Here is a 17,273-nt window from a genome sequence, read left to right as displayed (position 1 = left end):
GACGGAAAAAGTGCAGTGGAGGGGGCTTCATGATGCGGAGTGATCAGCGGAGAGGGTACGCGTGGGGCGTGCTGTTCCTGGGACTCGCGGCGGCGTGGGGCCCCGGGTGCAAGAAGGAACAACCCGTGGCGAGCGCGCCGGTGGACGCGGGCGTGGCCGTCGTTGACGCGGGCGCTCCGGACGCGGGGGTGGCCCAGGCGGCGGACGTGGTGAAGCCGCTGCGCTTCTCCGATGTGACGCTCAAGCGTCAGGACAACCGCCTGGCGGTGACCTACACGCTGACCAATCCGGGGACGGCGCAAGGACGCGGAGAGGCGTGCCTGTCGCTGCACGACGACCAGGGCATGGTCATCGAAGCGGAGCGCATGGGGGGCATCACCGTGAAGGGCGGGACGACGGACACGTTCAGGGACTCCGTGGGCGTGGGCGAGGCGTCCTGGAAGCAGGCCCGGACCTTGATGCTCTACACGACCGCCGAGTTCGGCTGTTCCTACGGGGCGTCGGTGGCGACCAGCGAATTGCTGCGCCTGCTGCCCACGGGCCAGCCCGCCCCCGCGGGCACGCCCCCGCCCCAGAAGCCCCAGGTCTCCAAGGCGACGGACTTCGAGGTGTCCAACGTCGAGGTGCGCCAGGGGCCCTCCGACTACTTCCTCACGTACACGGTGAAGAACGTGAGCGACCACCGGGCATCGGGTTCGGGGTGCCTGCGGGCGTACATGGCGCTGGAGCGTGCCCCCGCCCTGGAGGAGTCCCCCGAGGGGGACTTCAGCCTGGCGCCGGGGGCTTCGCAGACGTTCACGGAGTCCATCGTCTTCGACAACGAGAAGAACTGGGACGAGGTGATGATCCTGCGCCTCTTCACCAGCCCCCATGGCTGCGCGGACGACGCGGATGCGGAGAACGCGGGCTTCAAGTTCATGAAGCCCGCGTACATCCATGCGCCGGTGGAAGAGGTGGAGGTCGAGTCCGGGGCGGACGCCGAGGACCCCACGGGGATGGACTCAAGTGATGCCTACGACCCGGAGGAGGAATTCCCCCAGCCGCCACCCGATTCGGACGACGCGTCGGAAGGGACCGCGGACTGAGTCATGGACCTGGCCACCTCCCCGCTGTTCGAACGGCTCCAGCGCGCGGACCACGTGCTCCTCGCGGGAGCGGGCGGCGGCTTCGACATCTACTGCGGCCTTCCGCTGTACTTCCGGCTGCGTGAGATGGGCAAGCGCGTGTCGCTGGCGAACCTGAGCTTCACGACGCTGGAGCGCGTGGACGGACGCGTCGTAGCGCCGGGGGTGATGGAGGTCCGCGCGGAGACGCAGGGGCCGGCGCACTACTTTCCGGAAGGGGTGCTCGCGCGGTGGTTCCAGGCGCGAGGCGAGGCCGTTTCCATCTACTGCTTCGACAAGGTCGGGGTCGCGCCGTTGCGCCTGGCCTGGGCGGCATTGCAGGTGGAGCTCGGCTTCGACACGGTGGTGCTGGTGGATGGTGGCACGGACATCCTCATGCGCGGGGACGAGGCCGGCCTGGGCACTCCGGAAGAGGACATCTCGAGTCTCGCGGCGGTGGATTCACTGGCGCTGCGGGACAAGCTTATCGTCTGCCTGGGCTTCGGCGTGGATGCGTTCCACGGCATCTGTCACGCGCACTTCCTGGAAGCCGTCGCGGACTTGGGCAAGCGCGGAGCCTACCTGGGCGTCACCGCGCTGCTGCCGGGAATGCCGGAGGTGGACCGCTACCGCGAGGCGGTCCTGTACTCCTCCGAGGAGATGGCCCGGCGGCCGAGCATCGTGTCGCTGTCGGTGGTGGGCGCCATCGACGGCGACTATGGCGACCAGCACCGTACGTCGCGCACGCAGGGCAGCAAGCTGTGGATCAACCCGCTGATGAGCATGTACTGGGCCTTCGACCTGGACGCGGTCGCCCGCCGGTGCCTCTACCTGGACCTGCTGCGGGACACGAACACGAGCTGGGAAGTGGGGGCGCGCATCGAGGCCTTCCGGAACCAGCACCCCACGAAGCCGTGGCAGGACATCCCCAGGCGCGTGGCCACCGTGTGCAGGTAGTCCGTGGACAGGTTGCGCACCGCGCGCGGATACCAGGGCTGATCAATCAGCTCGAACAGGTGCAGGCGGGGCAGCAGGGCAGGGCGCTCGGCGAGGGTGGAGTCCATTCGGGACAAGGTGCCGTCCCCCTGTGTTGGATGCACTGACCGCCCGCGCCAGAACGGCTTGCCGCGCGCGCCAGGCGGTCGCTAGCGTCCCTGCCCGTGACGTCGTCCTCCGCTCCTCCCTCGCTCTCCGCCCGGCTGGCACGACAGGGGCTGCTCGCGGCGGCGAGGCGCGGGGTGCCCGCGGAACGGCTCTGCGAGGACGTGGGGCTGCGGTGGTCCGAACTGAACGGCCCGGAGGCGCGCATCCCCTACGCCGTCCTGGACGACATCCTGGAGCGGGCCGTGGCGCTCACCGGGGACGACAACCTGGGGCTGCACATGGCGGGCATGGACGTGATGGACGCGGATGATCCCGCGTCGCTCGTCATCCTCACCAGCGCCCACCTGCGCGAGGCGATGGCGCGCGGCTGCCGCTACCAACGCGTGTGGGGCGACGGCGAGCGCTTCGTCGTGGAGGAAACGCCGCGCGGCGTGCGCATGCGCTTCACGCCGGTGGGCCCTGCGTGGCGGCCCGCGCACCGGCACCTCACCGAGGTCGCGCTGGTGCAGCTGGCCCAGGGCCTGCGCGTCTTCACCGGTGCGGACATCCGGCCCCTGCGCGCGCGCTTCAACCATGCGGCGCCCGCGGACCTTCGCGAGCACGAAGCCCTCTTCGGCTGTCCGCTGGAGTTCAACGCTCCGGCCAGCGACCTGGAGTTCTCCGCCGGGGATGCGGACCGCCCGTTCGTCCACGCGGACGCGCTGCTCAACGCCGTGTTCGAACACCAGGCCCGCCGCGCGTTGGAGCGGCTGCCCGTCACGGACACCCTGACGGACCGCGTACGTGAGCAGGTGCGCCGGACGCTGGCGGGAGGCGACTTCTCCTTCGCCGCCGTGGCGCTGGCCCTGCGGGTTCCCTCCCGCACGCTGCAACGCCAGCTCGCGGCCGAGGGGCGCACCTACGAGGGCATCGTGGAGGCCCTGCGCCGGGAGCTGTCCCAGGGCTACCTCCAGCGGCGCATGTCCATCGCGGAGGTGTCCTTCCTGCTGGGGTACGCGGATCCGGTGGCCTTCCACCGCGCCTTCAATCGCTGGTGGAACACGTCCCCGGAGGCCTTCCGCCGGGCCCAGGCGGCCGGGGGCTGACAGGCAGGCGGCCCCCGGAGGGCACCCGGGAAGGGAAGAAGGCCTTTGACTGGGAGCAGGCGTGCCTACGTTTTCCCCCATGAGGGCCGGGACCCTCGGGGAGAAGACGACCATGTGGACACGCCACTTCAACGGGCTCGTCGTGCTGGGTGTGATTGGAACGGTGAGCTTCACCGCGGGCTGCAATGAGCGGCAGCAACAGGCCGTCAACGAGAACGCCCGGCAGGTCGGCCAGGAGGTAGGCGAGGCCGCCAAGGACGTCCAGCACGGCGCCAGCCGGGCCGCGGACAGCCTCCGCGAGTCCAGCCGCGAGGCCGCTGACGGCTTCCAGGAGGGCGTGGGCGGCTCGGGCGATACCGCCTCCGAGGAACAGGAGGCCGACGAGCGCAGCGGGAATGGGCCGGACATCGGCCGCAACCCGGGCGTCCTCAATGACGGGGAGGGCCCGCTGGAAGAACGCTGAGAAACGCGCCGAGTCCGACGCGCCGCTGCGCCAGCGGTGTGTTTGAATGTGGACCATGGTTGCGGCCCCAGCCCTCCGTGGTCCTCATGCGTCTCCCGTTCGTTGGCTGTGCCTGTTGCCGTGCCTGCTGACGGTGGCGTGCGTGACGACGCAGGAGGCGGCGCGCGTCCCCACGCTGGAGGAGAAGTGCGACGGCGGCAGCGCCTGGGCCTGTGAGACCTGGGCGAAGCAGCTCCAGGTGGATGGCCGCATGGAGGACGCGGACCGGGCCTTCGGGCTCGCGTGCGCCATGGGCTCCACGTCCGCCTGTCTGACGCAGGGCAAGGACCGGCTGGCGCGCGGCGACCTGGACGGCGCGGAGCCGCCGCTGCGCAAGGTCTATGAGGAGGACTCGGAGGAGGCAGCGCTGGCGCTCGCGGACCTCCATGACGCGCGAGGGGACGCGGTGGGGGCGGCCCACTTCCGCTACGAGGCGCTGGCCATCGACAAGTCGACGACGGAGTTCGCGCTCGGCTGGCGCGTCCCGTTCGACGGCGGGCTGGGCCTTGCGCTGGACGTGAACGTGCAGCCCATGGGGCTCAAGGCCCGGCGGCTGACGCTGGGCGCCAACGTGGCCTTCGACTCGCGGCGGAGTTCGCTGAACGCCACCGTGGGCTATCAGCACTTCGTGACGAACTGGTTCGCCCCCTATGGCCGGGCCCTGGTGGGGCCCTACCTGGAGGGCTCCCGGCGCAACCCCATCAACCTGGGGGCCGAGCTGGGCATGAAGTTCTTCGCGGGACCCCTGGGCCACCTGGGCACCGGGTTCGGCACCTCGCTGGACGGCTCCACCTACTACTTCCTCGAAGCCGGGCTGGACTGGGTGCTGACGCTGGCGGTGCTCGCGCACCTGTGACGGCTCAGGCCACGCCGAGCTTCGGGCACACGTCGTTGAGGAGGCACTCCGCGCACTTGGGCTTCTTGGCCACGCAGGTGTAGCGGCCGTGCAGCACCACGGCGGGGCCGAAGAAGGTCCAGTCGTCCTTGGGCACCAGCTTCATCAGGTCCGTCTCGATGGCCTCTGGCTTCTCCTGCTTCGTCAGGCCCAGGCGCTGGCTGACGCGGGCCACGTGCGTGTCCACGATGACGCCGGAGGCCTGCTGGAAGGCGGTGTTGAGCACGACGTTGGCGGTCTTGCGCGCCACGCCGGGCAGCTCCACCAGGGCCTCCATGCTCGGAGGTACCTCGCCCTGGTGCGCGTCCAGCAGCGCGCGGCTCATGGCCTGCACCGTCTTGGTCTTCTGCTTGAAGAAGCCCGTGGGCTTGAGGTCCTCCTCCAGCTCGGCGGTGTCCGCGTCCGCGAGGGCCTGGGGGCCGTCGTACTTCTTCCACAGCTCGGCGGTGACCCGGTTGACGCGCTCGTCGGTGCACTGCGCGGCGAGGATGGTGGCCACCAGCAGCTGGTAGGGCGTGTTCCAGTTCAGCTCGTATTTCGCGTCGGGGTACTTCTCGCGAAGGCGTTCGAGCACCACGGGGATGAGGGCGGCGGGTTTCATGGGTGGGTCCTCACATCGACCGTTCGACGAGCGCCGTCAACTCCGCGTCGGTGAGCGGAAGGGGATTGCCCTTCATGCTGCTGGCGGCGCGAGCCTTGGTGACGAGCCCGGGCACGGCCGCGTCCGTGAGCCCCATGTCGCGCAGGCCCTTAATGCGCACGGCGTGGACCAGGTCCTTCACCCAGGCGATGCCGTCCTCGGCGCGCGCGTTGGACTGGCCGGTGAGCAGCACCGCCACCTCGCGGAAGCGGGGCAGGGCGGGGTGGTCCGGAGCGCGGGAGCGAAGCGCCTCCAGGTTCACCTCCAGCGTGGCCCCGAGCAGCGCGGCGCAAAGCGCCCCATGCGCCGCGCCAAGCATCCCGCCCAGCGGCGCCGCGAAGCCATGCACCGCGCCCAGCCCCGCGTTGGCGAGGCACAGGCCGCCGAAGAGGCTGGCGAGGGCCAGGTCCTCGCGCTCCGCGGGCCCCGGACCGTGCAGCACCGCCTTGCGCAGGGAGCGGGCCGAACGCTGCATGCCTTCACGCGCGAGCGCATCCGTGAGCGGCTGGGCGCGAATGGACAGGAACGGTTCAATGAGCTGCGACAGCGCGTCCAGTCCGCCCGCCGCGAGCACCGCCGCGGGTGCATGCTCCAGCAGGTCCGGATCCACCAGGGCCATGCGAGGGAGCATCATCGGGCTGCGCAGGCTGGCCTTCACGCCCGCTTCCTTCGAGCCCAGCACCGCGTTGCGAGTCACCTCCGAGCCGGTGCCCGCAGTGGTCGGCACGGCCACGAACGGCAGCGGCGGCTTCGTCAGCGCCTGCCCCCGGCCGATGACCTCCAGGTAGTCCAGCGGGTCGCCCCCGTTGGCGGCGAGCGCGGCGATGGCCTTGCCCGCGTCGAGTGCGCTGCCACCCCCGATGGCGACCACGGCGTCGCAGCCCGCGTCCACGGCGGCGGCGGTGCCTTCACGCGCGAGGTCGACGGTGGGCTCTCCGGAGACGCGGAAGGAGGCGGAAGGGATGCCCAGCCGTTCGAGTCCGGCGCGGACGGGTTCAGCGCGAGCGGGGTTCGTGCCGGTGACGAGCAGGACCTTCCGGCCGCCGAGTCCGCGAACGAGCTCGGGGGCTTCCTGGACGCGGCCCGGGCCGAAGAGGACGCGGGTGGCGGTGGCGAACTCGAAGGGGGCGGTGCTCATGTCACCAGGCCGAGTCGTCCGGGAAGCGATTGGTGTAGCGGCGCGCGGTGCGGGGCTCGGCCATCATGGAGGTGACGGTGTCACGCCACGTGAGGTAGTGGGCGGTCTCCTTGTGCGCGGCGGGGGCGTCCGGGGAGCGGTAGGCCTCCACGAGCACGAAGCGGGTGGGGTCTTCATTGTCCTGGCAGACGTCGAAGCGGGCGATGCCGGGCTCCTTCACGCTCTCGCGGGCGTTGGCGAGGGTGGCCTGGAGGAAGGCGTCGACGTGCTGGGGCAGCACATGCACGTGGACATGGATGACGAGCAGGCTCGTGGGCATGGCGCGCACGGTAGCGCGGGCGTCCCCGAGCGGAAACCGCTAGGGTTCCGGGCCGTTCACTCCCCTCATTTCGGAGCAAGACAGCGCATGGTCTCGGACCTCTTCGACGCGTCCCGCTGGCAGCCGGTGGAAGGCCACAAGTTCAAGGACATCACGTTCCACCGCGCGGTGGATCAGGGCACGGTGCGAATCGCGTTCAACCGGCCGGAGGTGCGCAACGCGTTCCGTCCGAAGACGGTGGACGAGCTGGCCCGGGCGCTGGAGGCCACGCGCTTCATGACGGACGTGGGCGTGGTGCTGCTCACGGGCAACGGGCCGTCGCCGAAGGACGGCGGGTGGGCGTTCTGCTCGGGAGGCGATCAGCGCATCCGCGGCAAGGACGGCTACAAGTACGAGCCCGGCGAGGACGCGGCGGACCCGGCGCGGCTGGGGCGGCTGCACATCCTGGAGGTGCAGCGGCAGATCCGCTTCATGCCGAAGGTGGTGATGGCGGTGGTGCCGGGCTGGACGGCGGGTGGCGGGCACAGCCTGCATGTCGTCTGCGACCTGACCATCGCGAGCAAGGAACACGGGATGTTCAAGCAGACGGACGCGGACGTGGCCAGCTACGACGCGGGCTACGGCAGCGCGCTGCTGGCGCGGCAGGTGGGACAGAAGCGGGCGCGCGAAATCTTCTTCCTGGGCCAGGCCTACACGGCGGACGAGGCGTTCCAGATGAACGCCATCAACAAGTCGGTGCCGCACAAGGACCTGGAGAAGGTGGCGCTGGAGTGGGCGGCGGAGATCAACACCAAGAGCCCCACGGCCATCAAGATGCTGAAGTATGCCTTCAACCTCCCGGACGACGGCCTCGTGGGCCAGCAGCTCTTCGCGGGTGAGGCCACGCGTCTGGGTTACGGAACGGAAGAGGCACAGGAAGGCCGGGACGCGTTCGTGCAGAAGCGCAAGCGCGACTTCAAGCGGTTCCCCTGGACGTACTGAATATCGCTTGTCACTGCAACGAGTCCCCTGGTTACAAGGCGGAAGCCAACAGGCTTCCTGGTTCGGTCAGGTGGCTGCCTTGGATTTTTTAATCCAAGGCAGCGTTTGGCTGTGTTGGCTATGGCGCCGGTTGTTCAATGGCGGAGTCCTGAGGAGCTAACGGCTCCTTGGTCCTGACCTGGACCGGGTCGGTCCGAGAGGGCTTCCCGCTACCCTGTCGAAGCTCCGAGATACTTCGGCATGAATCCTTTGTAGCTTGGTCTCCGCCATCCAAGGCTGCTGCGCAAACAACCTCGATACAGTCCGCATTCATGGCCTGATCTTGTGCCATGCATGTCTGGAGAGCCGGCTCTGCTGATGTGCCAGCGTGCGCGCACATCGCATTCACGTATTCATCCACCAAAGGGGACTCTTGTTCCTCAATGGAAGGCCATGCATTGTTTGGTTGCGGCTGAAATGCATGGCCAAGAGGTTGGGTTTCCGCGTAAGGGCGGAAGCACGTCGCTCGCAACGTGCAAATACGCTCTTTGAGTACTGTTGGGTCGGTTGCCGCTCCAACATCTTTGAGCGAGGCGCGAAATGTGCTGGTGGCCTCGGAAACACTCTGTTGAGCCTTTGTGTAGGCGTCGACAAAGCTGCTTCCGCTGATGGCATTGACTATGGAGAATGCTGCCCCTGTAAAGGTCAGGGCTATTCCCGTGCCAAGGGCGATGTTTTGCTCGTCTGTGTCATCTTTATATATGGCCGCTACGGCTGTTGTTGCCGTGCCAAGCGCCGTGAGTGCGGCTGCGGCGATGCCATATGATCTGCCGCTCCTGCTCTGGATTGTTGCCTTTGCGCGGTAGGCGTTTGAGATGCTTTCGCAGACTTGGATCTGGTAGCGAGTCGCCTTGAGCAAGGGCTGCTTGATTTGCGTGGCCGCAGTAGGCGGAAATGGAAGACGGATGTATGACCATCTGGCAGGCTCGGCGTAACCCAGCCTGTATCCCCCACAGCCTTGAGTCAACAGCGCACAAGCGAGGAACGAGCTTGCGGAAATTCTGCCAAGCCAAGACTTGCGATAGGCCATTTGGTATCTCCTGGGCGGCAGGAAGACTTATCTCGTAATTTCACTTTCTGTTAATTGGACGGCGGTTGTAAAGATGGGTCGCGGATGACGGCGTGTGATTGGGTGATGCTTCGTGAGGGGCTGTGTGTTCTTGGTGGGAGGAGTGGGAAAGGCGAATGCGTAGACTCGGTTGCATGCAGCTCGTGGATTTGTTGAGCCTTTTCATCGGACTCAGATGTTGATGCGGGAGCTGACCGTCCGGACGTCCAGGCCCAGGGCCGCGAACCGTGCGGCGTGGGCACGGAGCAGTTCCAGCAGCCGGGGATGCATGTCCTCCTCTTCGTTGGACAGGAGGAAGCCGTAGTTCGTCCTGGACAGCATCCAGGAGATCCACAGCATCTCCGTCGCCTCGTCCGGCGCGGGCGCGACGTCCAGGTCCTCCTCCGTGGACAGCGCGCCGGCCTTGCCCCAGCGCAATCCCAGACAGGAGTACAGGACTTCGCCCGCGTCCTCCCACTGGAGGTTGTTCGCCCAGGCGTGCCGGAACGTCGCGAAGAAGATGACGTAGCGGCAGAGACTCTTCAGCGCCTCCACCTCACCCGGCTGTGGCGTATCCGTGCGCGTCACTTCGCTCACTGCCCTGGCGGCCGGCTCCGCGACCTTCGCGCCCAGGTCCATTCGCTCCGAGCGCACGAACCACGGCGCTTCCTTCCCTGGCACCTTCGCTCGCAGGTAGCGGCACACGAACGCTGGCGCCGAATGCGCGACCAGGTCGTCCGAGAACCTGCGCACCTCCTGCCAGTGTTCCTCCACCGCCGCGCCGTGCTCCGCGAAGAACGCGTCGATGTGCTCCCCGAGCAGCTTCCAGAACAACTGCCCTGCCTGCGCGTAACGGTGGCCCTCGCAGACCGGCGTCGCGGGCGCGAAGCCCTTCCAGTCGTAGCTGCCCATCAGATGTTCCAGCCGCTGATTGATGCCCGCTTCCGTCAGCGCGCTGGCCCGCGTGATGTACCCCGAGGGCCCCACCAGGAACCCGTTGGCGGAGTGGTTGATCAACACCACCTCCCGCAGGTGCGGCATCAGCAACCAGCGCAAGGGATTGTGCCGCAGGTTCCGGTGCGCGGCGATGGCGTACTGCTCCACGTTGAAGTGGCACTGCGCGAGGTGGTTGCCCAGCTCCACGTCCAGCGTGGCGCTCACGCGCGCCATCCGCTTCGCCGCCTCCCAATCCGCGCCATTCGCGGGCGTGTACGACCGGCGCGTCACCGGTGAACCGGGCGCCGTCGCTCCGGGTTCGCGCATCCCCAGGATGATCCGCTGGGGCATCAGCTTGCCGTCCATCAATCGCAGCCGGAGGTCCACGTCAGGCAGGCAGTGGACTCCATCCTGCTCATACGCATTCCAGGGGAGATACAGCCGGAAGGCCTGATCATCCCCGGGCACCTCGGGGTCTCGGTCCAGGATGCTGGAGAACATCCCGTTGAGCAGGCGCTCCCCGAACCATGCATCGCTCCGGGAGGAACCGGGCGACTCCCGCTCCATCCGGAGCGTCGTCGTCTCCGGATAGTCTGCCTGGATCTTCGCGAGGCTCGGCGCCTGCCCCATCCGGATCTGCAACTGGTGCTGCCGCTTCACCAGCTCGATGGGCGCGACGGCCTTGAGCATCGCCAGCGCACGTCCTGGCGCATACGCCGTGGGCGGCGTGCCTTCCTCCACCACCAGCAGCCGTGCCAGCGGCGTGGACGGGTCGTATTCCCAGTACGGCAGCCGGAGCGTCCCGAAGTCATGCTCCCGCCCCACGTGGTCATCCGGCCCGCGCTCCGAACCAATGCGCTTCCACGTCTCCACCACCCGGCCGTCCTGGCGGAACGTGTGCTGCGGTTCGAAGAAGCGCAGCTCCAGGTCCGGATGGTCCCCTTCACCCGCGTCCTCGGGGTCGTAGCGGATCGTGAACGTGCCATCCGCACGCGTGAAGGTCTCGCCCAGAAAGTCGTCTGGCGTGCCGAAGTCCCGGTCCCACAGCTCGACCTTGATGTGATGCAAGGGAATGGGGCCCTGGGGTCCGTCCTGCTCGAACATCAGCCGGCCCGTGACGACGGCAACAAGGGTTGATGGATCCCGAGGCTCGCGCGGCGCACGCACCTGCTTGACCAGGTTGCGGCTGACCGCCAGCCGTTCCTTCAATCCCAGTCCCGCGTACCACCGGGACAGCTCCTCCGCCTCCAGGAGCGGTGGCTGCTCTGCCTTCGAAGAGAACCCCAACGAGGTCAACCAGCGGCGCCACACGGTACGCATCGCGCGGGAAGGTACCACGGGCTCCAGAGGGGTCGCGGCAGTCCCATCTCCGCACCTCTACCCACCAGGGCAATCCGCTGTCCGATCCAAATCCGTGGCTTCCCATCACCTGCTCACCGCGAGCCGTGGCGCGGGACGCGCCTTGTCCGTCCCGCTTGCAGGGGCGTACCTTGCAGCTGACGTGCTAGTGGGGAAAGCCATGATTGTCGATTACACGCTGACGATTCGCACGAGCTCGAAGCTCGGCTCCGGGACGAACGCGGCCATCTCCGTGGTCCTGGTGGGCACGAAGGGCGAGAGCCCATCCCACCTCCTGGACAAGCGCTTCCACAACGACTTCGAGGCCGGCGCGGTGGATGCCTATACCGTCAAGGCCGAAGACCTGGGGGACCTGCTCCTCCTGCGCTTCTCCAACGCGGGCGGCGGTGTCGGGGGCGATTGGCTCCTCGACTCGGTGACCGTCACCACGACGGGGAAGCACTGGTTCTTCCCCTACTACCGGTGGGTCCTGGCCCGCTCCACCGCCGACGTCCTGGAGGGCACCGCCCGGTTGCCCCAGCACGTCCAGCACGAGCGGGTGCGGGTCGCCCGGAGCGACCTGCTCCAGTCGCGCCTGCGCATGTACCCCTGGCGCCCCGCGGAGGCGACCGCCGGGCTGCCCGGCGCGCTCGACATCTCGGAGGCGCGTCCGCTCCCGAAGGACGAACTCTACCGGGGACTCGTGGACGGCAGCTACGAGGTCGTCATCGCGAAGACGCTCGCGGCCATCAAGCTGCACATGCCCGTGCTCACCAAGGCGTGGAACGGCCTCGTGGACATCTTCGACTTCTTCAAGGGTCTGGAACTGCCCACGCTCGCCGGGCGCTGGCAGGACGACGCCGAGTTCGCCCGGCAGGCCGTGCAGGGCATCAGCCCCGTCCACATCCAGTCCATCACCGCGCTGCCGGAAGGCATGCCCCTCCAGGACGCCGAGCTGCGCGGACTGCTGTCTCCCGGAACGACGCTCCAGCAGGCGCTGGCCGGCAAGCGCGTCTTCCTGCTCGACTTCGAGATCCTGGGCGATGTGCCCATGTTCAAGAAGGCTGGCAAGGACGGTGTCGAGGAGCGCCGCTGGGCGCCCGCGTCCCGGTGCCTGCTGTACCGCGATGACGCGCAGCAGCTGCGCCCCATCGCCATCCAGCTGGGCCGCGACCCGGAGCAGGATCCGGTGTTCACGCCCAATGACAGTCCGCACGACTGGCTGGCCGCGAAGATCTACCTCCGGTGCAGCGAGGGCAACACCCACCAGATGGTGGGCCATGCGCTCCGGACGCACTTCATTGCCGAGCCATTCGTCATGGCGACGATGCGCAACCTCCCGGACCCGCACCCCGTCTACAAGCTGCTGCGCCGCCACTTCCGCTACACGCTCGCCATCAACGACGGCGCCCGGAAGGGCCTGCTCGCCGAGGGCGGCGTGTTCGACGACCTCATCGCTACCGGCGGCCCGGACCAGGGGCACGTGTTCCTGGGCAGGAAGGGATACAAGGCCTGGACGCTCGCGGACAACAAGCCGCGCCTGGACTTCGAGCGCCGCGGCGTCCTCGACCCGGCGGTGCTCCCGCATTACCCATACAGGGATGACTCGCTGCGGTTGTGGGACGCCTTCGAGGAGTACGTCGGTGGGGTGCTCGGGCACTTCTACGCGTCCGACGAGGACCTGCTGCGCGACACCGACATGCAGCGCTGGTGGAGGGACCTCACGGAGCACGGGATGTCCGTGGAGAAGCTGCCCTGCGCGGAGCTCACGCGCGTCTCCGACCTCACCGACATCCTCACCACGGTGCTCTTCACGGTCAGCGTCCAGCACGCGGCGGTGAATTACCTCCAGTACGAGCACTACGCCTTCGTGCCCAACGCGCCCCTGTGCATGCGCCAGGCGCCGCCGCGCAAGAAGGGCGTCCTGGGGGAGAAGGACATCGACGCGATGATTCCCTCCAAGACGCAGATGCTCTGGCAGGTGGCCGTGGGCCGCGCGCTGTCCAGCTTCGGGGATGACGAGGAGTACCTCCTCCACGAAGGCGGCTGGCGCGAGGAGTACTTCCAGGAGCCGGAGCTGCTCGCCATCCGCGACCGCTTCCATGACCGGCTGCGCGCGCAGAGCGAGGCCGTGAAGGCGCGCAACGCGAACAGCGCCGTGCCGTACACCGTCCTGCAGGCCGACCGCATCCCCTGCGGCATCACCGTCTAGCGCCGTCAGGAGACTCCGCCCGTGCCCAACGCTCTTTCCCGCGGCATCTTCAACCTGTTCTTCGGTGCGAAGCGCAAGCCGTTCGCGTCACTGCCCGGCCCCGCACCGGGGATCCTCGGCACCGCCGGAGACTTCCTGGGGGCCTCTCCCTGGGACGTCTGCGCGCGCTACGGCCGCGAGTACGGCGGTGTCACCCTCATCTGGATGGGGCCCAACCCCGGGCTGGTGCTCAACGACCCGGCGCTCATCGCGGAGGTCTACGAGTCCCCCCGGCGGATGGAGTTCGAGAAGGGGAACATCAGCGAGCAGATCCGCCCCTCGACGACGGATGACACGTCCTTCACGGCGGAGCTGCGCGGAGATTGGGTCCAGAAGCGCGACCTGGAGCCGACAGCCCGGCCGTGGGCCACGGAGTCGCTGGCGGACCTGGTGGGCCCCATGCAGGCGGCCATCTCCGAATCCGTGGACGCGCTCCTGAAGCGGGACGCCATCGACCTCGCGTCGGACCTGCGCCGGCTCACATTCGATGCGTTCTCGGTCGCGCTGGTGAGCGAGAAGCTGCCGGATCAGGTGTTCGAGGACTTCATGCTGCTGGCGAAGGCGGCGGATGCGCGCATCCAGGCGAAGCTGCCGCTGAAGTTCGTCAAGCCGCCCAAGGGTTTCGAGGAGGCGAAGGCGCGCTTCTACGGGCACTTCGTGGACCGCATCCGCGAGGCGCGCAAGCGGCAGGGCTCCCGGGCCGTGGACGTCATGTCGCGCTACCTGGAGGAGCAGCCGGGCATCGACGACCAGGTGCTGGCGCACATGCTGGGTGGCACGTACTTCGGCGGGGCGTTCTCCTCCAGCGTCACGCTGGTGGGGGCGTTTCACCAGCTCAACAAGCATCCGCAGGCGGAAGCGCGTCTGGCCGCGGAGGCCGCGTCGCTGATGGATGGGCCGCTGACGGTGGCGAAGCTGGAGGGGGCGAAGTGGGTGGAGGCGGTCATCCTGGAGGCGCTGCGCGTCCTGCCGGCGGTGCGGGTGATGACGCGCACGCCGTCGAAGGACGCGCAGCTCGCCGGGGTCACGCTGCCGGCGGGGGCGATGATCATGATCACGAATCAGCACCTGCACCGGGACCCGGCCCACTGGCCGGACCCGGACACGTTCAAGCCGGAGCGCTGGCTGGACGGGGGCGTGGCGCGCGACCCGCTGGGAAGCGGCCACTTCTTCCCGTTCGGCCGGGGGCCTCGCGTGTGCGTGGGCACGGACTTCGCGATGGTGTTCCTGAAGACGGCGCTCGCGACGATTGCTGCCCGCGTGAAGGTCCACGTCGATTCGACGGAGCCCTTCGAGGAGGGCTTCTTCTTCGGCGTGGTGCTGCCGAAGGGCGTCACCGGGAAGCTCATCGCCCGGACGGCCTCGTCAGCCGAGGACGTACGAGCCCGGAGCGCCTAGAACGGAGGTCGCCACGGTGGAAGTGGCGCACAGCAACTCCAGGGCCGACTGGGATCGCCAGGGTCCTGCCGACCGCCGACTATCTGGCCCAGGCCGGACGCTGACCGGAGGGGACGAGCAGAGCCGCCTCGCCCCCCGCCGGACAGCCGAGCCGGTACGACGCTCGGTGCCCGCCGACGGCTACTGGCCCAGGAGCTCGGTCGGCCTGAGAGACACCACCGCGTTGCCGCCTGCTCCGCTGTAGTTGGTGTAGGTGTGGTTCTTCGCCAGGGTGTAGAACGAATCGACGTAGTCGTCGTCGTTGGTGAACCATTCACCCGGCATGCGATCCACCAGCCCGCTGCCCAGGGCCACCAGGGCACCGAGCTCCGGCTGGCCGATGGAGGTCAGGATCTGGCTCGCGACATTGAACAGGTAGCTCACCAGCTCCTGGTAGCTGGTGTTGTCGTCGTGCTCCATGAGGATGACGTTCGCCGCCGCCCAGCGGTAGCGCTCCCAGAAGATCAGGACCTGGTTCGGGGCGTAGGTCCTCCCGTCCGTGTCCAGATAGGGCATGTCGACGATGTCCAACTGCGGCGCGTCACGGCTGGGGTCGACACCATTGACGATGGCATAGACCTCCGCGTTACCGGAGATCCATGGCTCCTCGTCGTCGTTCAGGTAGATGCGATCGAGGATCGTCACCGGCGTGCTGGTCGCCGCGGCGGCCGTGTCCAGGACGGGCAGGGGACGTTGCCCGAGGGCCACGAGGTGCTCGCGCATCAGCTTGATGCCGGCGGCCATATCCCTGCGCGCGTCGATGTCCACCACCAACACCGGCTGCTCGGGCATGCGGTGCACGTCGAGGTGGTGCACGCGGCCAAGGCCATCGAAGGCCTCGATGAATCGCCACTGGGAGTCATTGCCATCCGGCTCGTACGCGTAGAGGGGTTCAACGCCTCGCTGCAATGCTGCCAGCATGGACGCGCTGGCCAGACGAAGCTGCAGCAGGCTGTCGAGTTCACGATCGATGCCCTTGAGCCGACGGATGTTCAGGTCCGCTCGCTCCGCCACGCCCGTGACGGAGGTCGGGACCGACACGGTGCTCAGCCATTGCTTCAGATCCACGGCGAGGTGCTCGCCGCTCAAGCGGGAAGCGAGAGCCTTTCGCAGCGCCGGGTCCTGCTTCGCCAGGGTCAGCGCCACCTCGCGCTTGTCGGCGGCCAGCGACACGCTGATGCGTTCGCGCAGCGCCGCTGGCTTCATGGCGGCGGCTTGAGCTCGAGGGGCTACGTTCACGCAAACGAGCAGCGCGATGACCATCCCTATCCGTTTCATTGGATTCTCCGGTGGGTGAGCGAGGGTCCTGGCCAGCAGCCGCAGGTGCACGGCAATGCTGCCTTGGCCATTATTCATCACGGCCTGCATTCATGGATATAGGAGAAAGAACCGGATTTCGTCTGGAGTGACATGCGCCATGGAAAATTTCGCAGGCGCGCTCGTGCGAAGCTGTCCACGTCGTGGAAACCTGGAATGATGCGCTGCGGATTGCCGCTCTTCTTGGCCACCGTGGCCATCTCTTGTGGACGACAGGGGGCGTCATCCATGAGCACTTTCAGTTCTTCGGACATACAGGCCGCGCAGCTTGATGGAGAACATGGACCATTTCAGCCGAGCCAGGGCTTCGCTCGTGCTGCTTATGAGTCTCTTCTCAAGCATCTCCTGGCCATCAAGGCAGGAGATGCCCCGTCCACGCTTTCGCGAGAGAACATCGAGGCGCTGCCAATGCCAGATGAGCCCTACTTGGATGCCACGGGGTACTGGCGGCTTGGGGCCTGGCTCCTGGAGGGCAAGGGCGGAAGCCTGGTGCTCACTTATCGCCCTCCGCAAGCGGAGCCGCGGATGGCGTATGTCGCTACGCTCAAGGGGGATGTCGAAACATTGACCGTCACCTCACTGACGATCATGCGAATCCTTGCTCAGTCCTCGAACATGTAGAGCGAGTCGCCTGACTCTCCCATGTGATCGAGGAGCTTCCCGTCCTTGAGGACGAGCTGGCAGCCGTGTTCGGACTCCCAGGGGGTGTCGAACTGCAACAGGACATAGCGTCCCTTGAGGCCCGAGTCAGCGTTGTCCTCGATGCGCACCCACTTGAGATTCGCCTGGGCGAGCGCATCCGCGTCAGTCGCGACGCCGAACTCGCGGCGATTGGCCTGTACCTCCGTCTCGCCTGGGAGGGGATCGAACCCGTACGAGATGTCCTCGCAGCATGAGGCGCAGTGGCGATGCAGCAGCCGTTGCATCAGGGGCCTGTCGTCCTCGCGCAGGTTCAGGAAATCGTTCACGGCCTGGACCATGTCGGGAGGGAGAATCGGGCCCCGCATCACCTCGACCCGCTCGATGCTCGCATCGATCATGATCGAGACCGTCCTGCCGAAGAACGGGGAGTGCACTTCGAGCCGGGCTTGGGGCCACAGGCACCGCAGGAGAATCTCGTCACGGGTCATGAATGCACGA

The 17,273-nt window shown here is 67.7% G+C and carries 17 protein-coding genes; 9 read left to right on the top strand and 8 right to left on the bottom strand.

Annotated features, from left to right (window positions below):
• The first annotated feature begins 29 nt into the window (after window positions 1–29).
• The 5 genes from D7W81_RS08520 (at window position 30) to D7W81_RS08500 (ending at window position 4,650) form a co-directional block, all read left to right on the top strand.
• Window positions 30–1,085, top strand: a complete 1,056-nt coding sequence (locus D7W81_RS08520; protein ID WP_120554832.1) for a hypothetical protein — start codon at window positions 30–32, stop codon at window positions 1,083–1,085.
• Window positions 1,086–1,088: 3 nt separating this feature from the next.
• On the top strand, window positions 1,089–2,060 hold the full coding sequence (locus tag D7W81_RS08515) for a DUF1152 domain-containing protein (RefSeq protein ID WP_120554831.1): 972 nt from the start codon (window positions 1,089–1,091) through the stop codon (window positions 2,058–2,060).
• Window positions 2,061–2,263: 203 nt separating this feature from the next.
• Entirely contained in the window at window positions 2,264–3,292 is a 1,029-nt protein-coding gene (locus D7W81_RS08510) for an AraC family transcriptional regulator (protein ID WP_208721217.1), read from the top strand.
• 112 nt (window positions 3,293–3,404) lie between these two features.
• Entirely contained in the window at window positions 3,405–3,755 is a 351-nt protein-coding gene (locus tag D7W81_RS08505) for a hypothetical protein (RefSeq protein ID WP_208721215.1), read from the top strand.
• Between the two features lie 115 nt (window positions 3,756–3,870).
• A complete protein-coding gene (locus D7W81_RS08500) occupies window positions 3,871–4,650 on the top strand; it encodes a hypothetical protein (RefSeq protein WP_120554830.1) in 780 nt (259 codons plus the stop codon).
• A 4-nt stretch (window positions 4,651–4,654) separates the two neighbouring features.
• Here the strand turns inward: D7W81_RS08500 and nth are convergent, their stop codons facing one another.
• From nth to D7W81_RS08485, 3 genes are read right to left on the bottom strand one after another with little or no spacing between them, the layout of a single operon-like run.
• Complete coding sequence (gene nth / locus D7W81_RS08495; protein WP_120554829.1) at window positions 4,655–5,290, bottom strand: endonuclease III; 636 nt, start codon at window positions 5,288–5,290, stop codon at window positions 4,655–4,657.
• Between the two features lie 10 nt (window positions 5,291–5,300).
• A complete protein-coding gene (locus D7W81_RS08490) occupies window positions 5,301–6,467 on the bottom strand; it encodes an iron-containing alcohol dehydrogenase (RefSeq protein ID WP_120554828.1) in 1,167 nt (388 codons plus the stop codon).
• Between the two features lies 1 nt (window position 6,468).
• Window positions 6,469–6,786 carry a putative quinol monooxygenase gene (locus tag D7W81_RS08485; RefSeq protein ID WP_120554827.1) on the bottom strand — a complete coding sequence of 106 codons (318 nt, stop codon included), beginning with the start codon at window positions 6,784–6,786 and terminating at the stop codon, window positions 6,469–6,471.
• Window positions 6,787–6,873: 87 nt separating this feature from the next.
• On the opposite strand from D7W81_RS08485, the gene D7W81_RS08480 reads away from it, so the two are divergent.
• A complete protein-coding gene (locus tag D7W81_RS08480; protein ID WP_120554826.1) occupies window positions 6,874–7,767 on the top strand; it encodes a 1,4-dihydroxy-2-naphthoyl-CoA synthase in 894 nt (297 codons plus the stop codon).
• A gap of 118 nt (window positions 7,768–7,885) precedes the next feature.
• On the opposite strand, the gene D7W81_RS41860 is transcribed toward D7W81_RS08480, so the two are convergent.
• Together D7W81_RS41860 and D7W81_RS08475 are read right to left on the bottom strand one after the other, a co-directional pair.
• A complete protein-coding gene (locus D7W81_RS41860) occupies window positions 7,886–8,836 on the bottom strand; it encodes a hypothetical protein (RefSeq protein WP_147445385.1) in 951 nt (316 codons plus the stop codon).
• A gap of 210 nt (window positions 8,837–9,046) precedes the next feature.
• Entirely contained in the window at window positions 9,047–11,077 is a 2,031-nt protein-coding gene (locus D7W81_RS08475) for a lipoxygenase family protein (protein ID WP_244227061.1), read from the bottom strand.
• Between the two features lie 232 nt (window positions 11,078–11,309).
• On the opposite strand from D7W81_RS08475, the gene D7W81_RS08470 reads away from it, so the two are divergent.
• A complete protein-coding gene (locus tag D7W81_RS08470; RefSeq protein WP_120554824.1) occupies window positions 11,310–13,340 on the top strand; it encodes a lipoxygenase family protein in 2,031 nt (676 codons plus the stop codon).
• Between the two features lie 21 nt (window positions 13,341–13,361).
• Entirely contained in the window at window positions 13,362–14,777 is a 1,416-nt protein-coding gene (locus D7W81_RS08465; protein ID WP_120554823.1) for a cytochrome P450, read from the top strand.
• Between the two features lie 180 nt (window positions 14,778–14,957).
• Here D7W81_RS08465 and D7W81_RS08460 read toward each other — a convergent pair whose 3' ends face one another.
• On the bottom strand, window positions 14,958–16,079 hold the full coding sequence (locus D7W81_RS08460) for a DUF3103 domain-containing protein (RefSeq protein WP_244227060.1): 1,122 nt from the start codon (window positions 16,077–16,079) through the stop codon (window positions 14,958–14,960).
• Between the two features lie 92 nt (window positions 16,080–16,171).
• Complete coding sequence (locus D7W81_RS41855; protein WP_147445384.1) at window positions 16,172–16,363, bottom strand: hypothetical protein; 192 nt, start codon at window positions 16,361–16,363, stop codon at window positions 16,172–16,174.
• Between D7W81_RS41855 and D7W81_RS41850 the strand changes: the two genes are divergently transcribed.
• A complete protein-coding gene (locus tag D7W81_RS41850) occupies window positions 16,362–16,754 on the top strand; it encodes a hypothetical protein (protein ID WP_147445383.1) in 393 nt (130 codons plus the stop codon). The two genes, D7W81_RS41855 and D7W81_RS41850, sit on opposite strands and share 2 nt — an antisense overlap.
• Here the strand turns inward: D7W81_RS41850 and D7W81_RS08455 are convergent.
• The gene (locus tag D7W81_RS08455) at window positions 16,736–17,263 is read right to left on the bottom strand and encodes a DUF6985 domain-containing protein (RefSeq protein WP_120554821.1); all 528 of its coding nucleotides are present in this window, start codon (window positions 17,261–17,263) and stop codon (window positions 16,736–16,738) included. The genes D7W81_RS41850 and D7W81_RS08455 overlap by 19 nt on opposite strands.
• Window positions 17,264–17,273 lie beyond the last annotated feature (10 nt).

This window comes from Corallococcus aberystwythensis (assembly GCF_003612165.1).
GTDB classification, from domain to species: Bacteria; Myxococcota; Myxococcia; order Myxococcales; family Myxococcaceae; genus Corallococcus; species Corallococcus aberystwythensis.
The sequence above is the reverse complement of the archived record's forward strand: the minus strand, read 5'-3'. Positions and strand labels throughout refer to the sequence as shown.